This window comes from Acetatifactor sp. (assembly GCF_982438285.1).
The window spans coordinates 1-3,680 of sequence record NZ_CEWDFQ010000309.1; the positions used below are offsets into that span (position 1 = coordinate 1).

Annotated in this window: 2 protein-coding genes; both read left to right on the plus strand. The window is 48.5% G+C overall.

The annotated features are described in order from the left end of the window. Positions 1 to 87: 87 nt before the first annotated feature. Positions 88 to 1,635 (plus strand): glycoside hydrolase family 32 protein, encoded by a 1,548-nt coding sequence (locus AC1WIP_RS12980; protein ID WP_481142222.1) that lies wholly within the window; start codon positions 88 to 90, stop codon positions 1,633 to 1,635. A gap of 23 nt (positions 1,636 to 1,658) precedes the next feature. After that, entirely contained in the window at positions 1,659 to 3,632 is a 1,974-nt protein-coding gene (locus tag AC1WIP_RS12985; RefSeq protein WP_481142223.1) for a TIM-barrel domain-containing protein, read from the plus strand. The last annotated feature ends 48 nt before the right edge of the window (positions 3,633 to 3,680 follow it).

The following is a 3,680-nucleotide window of genomic DNA, read 5'->3' on the forward strand; positions in this document are numbered from 1 at the left end:
ATTTTATGCTAGTCTATGATTATAAAACCGTTCCCATTTTTTTGTTGCATAATTAAAATGAACCATACGCAGAAAGGAATACGAATCATGGTAAATATCACAACTGATACCATTATTGCCACTCGACACTACCGAGATACACTGCTTAAAGATCCTTACCGTCCCGGATATCATTTTGCCATTCCGGATGGAAACGGCACTCCCGGAGACCCCAACGGGGCCTTTTATGCAGATGGGCGTTATCACCTGATGTATTTATACGCCAATGAAGTAACCGGCGGTTTCCACTGGGGGCATATTTCATCTATAGATCTGCTCCATTGGCGCAATCATCCTGACGCATTGACCACTGACAACGGTGACCATGGATGCTTCAGCGGCGGTGCGTATGTAGATAAGGACGGCACAGCGTATCTCACATTCTGGAAGTACGATTCAAAGGACCCTTCCATTGATAACGGCGGAATCGGGCTGGCTTTTGCCAGACCTCCCTATGATTACTGGGAGCGCATCCATCCCATTGCAGTACAGGGCTCCCCAGAGTGCTGGGGAACAGTTGACATGGAGCATAACGGGGAGCTCAAGCACATTTGCTGCGCCGATCCCAGCAACATCTGGAAGCAGAACGGATACTATTATATGCAGTCAGGCAACAAGCCTGTATTGGATACATATGGACGGGAAGCCGATTCCAGAGAGGAATATAAGGGAGATTGGACCGATCTTTTTCGTTCCAAAGATTTACGGCACTGGGAATTTGTTCACCGCTTTTATAAAGACCCGCGTCTTGGCAACGATTGGCCTGACGAAACGGAGGACGATATGTGTCCCAGCCTGCTGCGTCTGCCCGATCGGCGCAGTAACGGCCGGTTAACAGATAAGTGGATGCAGCTGTTCATATCACATAATAAAGGCGCGCAGTACTACATAGGCTCATTACAGGACGAAACCTTTTTCCCCGAGGAACACGGACGCTTTTCTTGGAGAGATAATACCCTTTTTGCTCCTGAAGCATTAATAGACCATAAAAACCGTCAAATCGGATGGTTCTGGCTGCTTGATAACCTGGAAAATGACTACCAGCGTTTTTCCTGGAGCGGCGTATACTCGCTCCCTCGCGAATTCTGGTATAATAACGGACTGCGAATGACGCCCGCCGCGGAGTTGGAGCGTCTGCAGTACAATGCACAATCCTTTCCTGTGGGACAGTGCAGCGGTAATTTCCCTCTTTCCGTAAAAAACGGACAATCCTTCCGTTTAAAAGCAGAAATTGATCCCCTGAATGCCACCCACATTGGATTTACCGTCCGCGGCGATGCCTCCACTGCGGAATATACTGCACTTTATGTAGATATTCCCGGAAAACAGTTGATTATGGATACAACCCACAGCGGCTGCCAGGGGCGTATGATATGTGAGGCGGCTCCTTTTTTACTTGCCGCTGGGGAAAAGATTGCCATGGACATTTTTGTTGACAAATCCGTTGTTGAAATATTTGTAAACGACCGCCAGGCAATCTGCCGCCGGGTTTATCCCTCCGACCCCGATGCTGCCATCAGCGTATCTGCCGTTTCGGACGGCGCTGATTACGGCACTGTACAAGTATGGGAAATGATGCCCGCCAATCCTTACTGAAAGCCCTGAAGGAGAAAGCAGCCATGAGCGAATTGCACGACAAAATCAATTATTCCCATAACGTACTGACTTTTTTTGATCATGAGTGCGTTACCGAAATCCGCCCCTGGGGACGCGATGGCCTACGTGTTACCATGACACCATATAGCAGTAAAAAAACGCAGGACTGGGCTCTTGATATTCCTCTTGGCAAAGAAGGAATTTTTGAAGAAAATGAAAATGAAATAACCTTGCGAAACGGTACTATTTCAATCAGTCTCAACAACACCTACACACAGCAGGGGCATATGGCTTTCTACAAGCACGGCCTGACAGAAAAAAAGCTGCTCTTTGAAGAATATGACTATGTTGTCTGGGCACACAATCCCGGAACACATAGTTTCAAGCCGGTGGATAGGGGACTTTTTGCATTTGAGCTGCATCTGGCAGCATACGATGATGAACAGTTTTACGGCATGGGAGAAAACTCTACAGGCCGCATTAACCTAAAAGGAAGCGTAATTGATCTTTACCAGCGGCATGTAAAGGCTGTGGTTCCTTTTGCAGTTTCAAGCCGCGGATACGGATTTTTATGGAATAATCCTTCATTGGGGCGCGCAGAATTCGGCTGTAACATGACCCGTTTTGTATCCTACGGCTGCAGCTGTGCAGATTTTCTGGTGATAGCAGGAGATTCCTACGGCGATCTTCTTGGGAAGTATGCCGATGCCACCGGCCACGCGCCTGAATTTCCCTACTGGGCTTCCGGCTTTTGGCAGTGCAAGCTCCGGTATGAAACCCAGCAGGAACTGCTTGATACAGCACGTGAATATAAAAAACGCGGTCTCCCTCTCTCTGTCATTGTCATCGACTATATGCACTGGAAACATATTGGGGACTGGGAGCTTGATCCCCAATTTTGGCCGGATCCGGAAGGTATGGTACGCGAATTGAGAGACATGGGCGTACGCGTTATGATTTCTCCCTGGACATTGGTAGATGAAAAAAGCAAAAACTTTCCCGCCATGAAAAAAGCTGGGCTTTTCACTGGTTCTATAGACGGCAAACACGATATGGTTGACTTTTACGGTCCCAAATACCAGTACGATCCTACCAATCCTCAAGCAGCCGAATATTTATGGAATCAATGGAAAAAGAATTATTTTGATCGGGGAATCCACACATTCTGGCTGGACCCCTGCGATGAATTCCACGCCATCCAGGATTATGAAAAGGTGACATTCCATGCAGGCCCCGCCCTGGAAGCGCATTCCTATTTTGTCACCTGCCACCAGCGAAATATTTATAACGGTCTAAAATCTGCAGGCGAAAACGAGATTGTCACCATCTGCCGCAACGGATGGCTGGGCAGCCAGCGCTACGGCTCCTGCATTGCGCCTCACGACATATATTCTTCCTTCAGTCATCTGAAAGAATATATCCGAGTGGGCCTGAATGTCATGATGAGCGGAATTGTATGGTGGACCTGCGATATCGGCGGTTTCATTACGCCGGATGCCCCAGGTTCCATTTTCAGCGAATTAATGGTACGCTGGTATCAGTACGGCATGTTTCTTCCGGTATTCCGTACTCACGGGAGGCGCAAAAACAATGAGGCCTGGAATCTTGGTAGGGATTCTTATCCACATATCGCCAATGTAATGCACGCCCGTGAACGGCTTCGCCCCTATGTCATGGAACAAATGAAGCTTGCATCTTTACATGGCACGCCACCTATGCGGCCATTGGTTTTTGATTTTACGCCTGATAAAAATGTGGTGGGCATTGAGGATGAATTCATGTTCGGTCCGGACATTCTTGTCTGCCCGGTAACGGATTACGGCGCGCGCCAGCGAAACGTCTATCTACCGGAGGGCGCCGACTGGATCGACGTTTACTCCGAAGAAGCCTTCCCTGGAGGCACTTATATTTCCGACGCACCCGCACCGCTTTCACATATCCCGCTTTATGTGCGAAGCACTGGCAAAAGCCTGATTTCCATACTGAAAGGCGAATAGGCAGGAGCAGTCCCGTCTCCTCTTCGCCTTGCATTAAAGATATTGCTA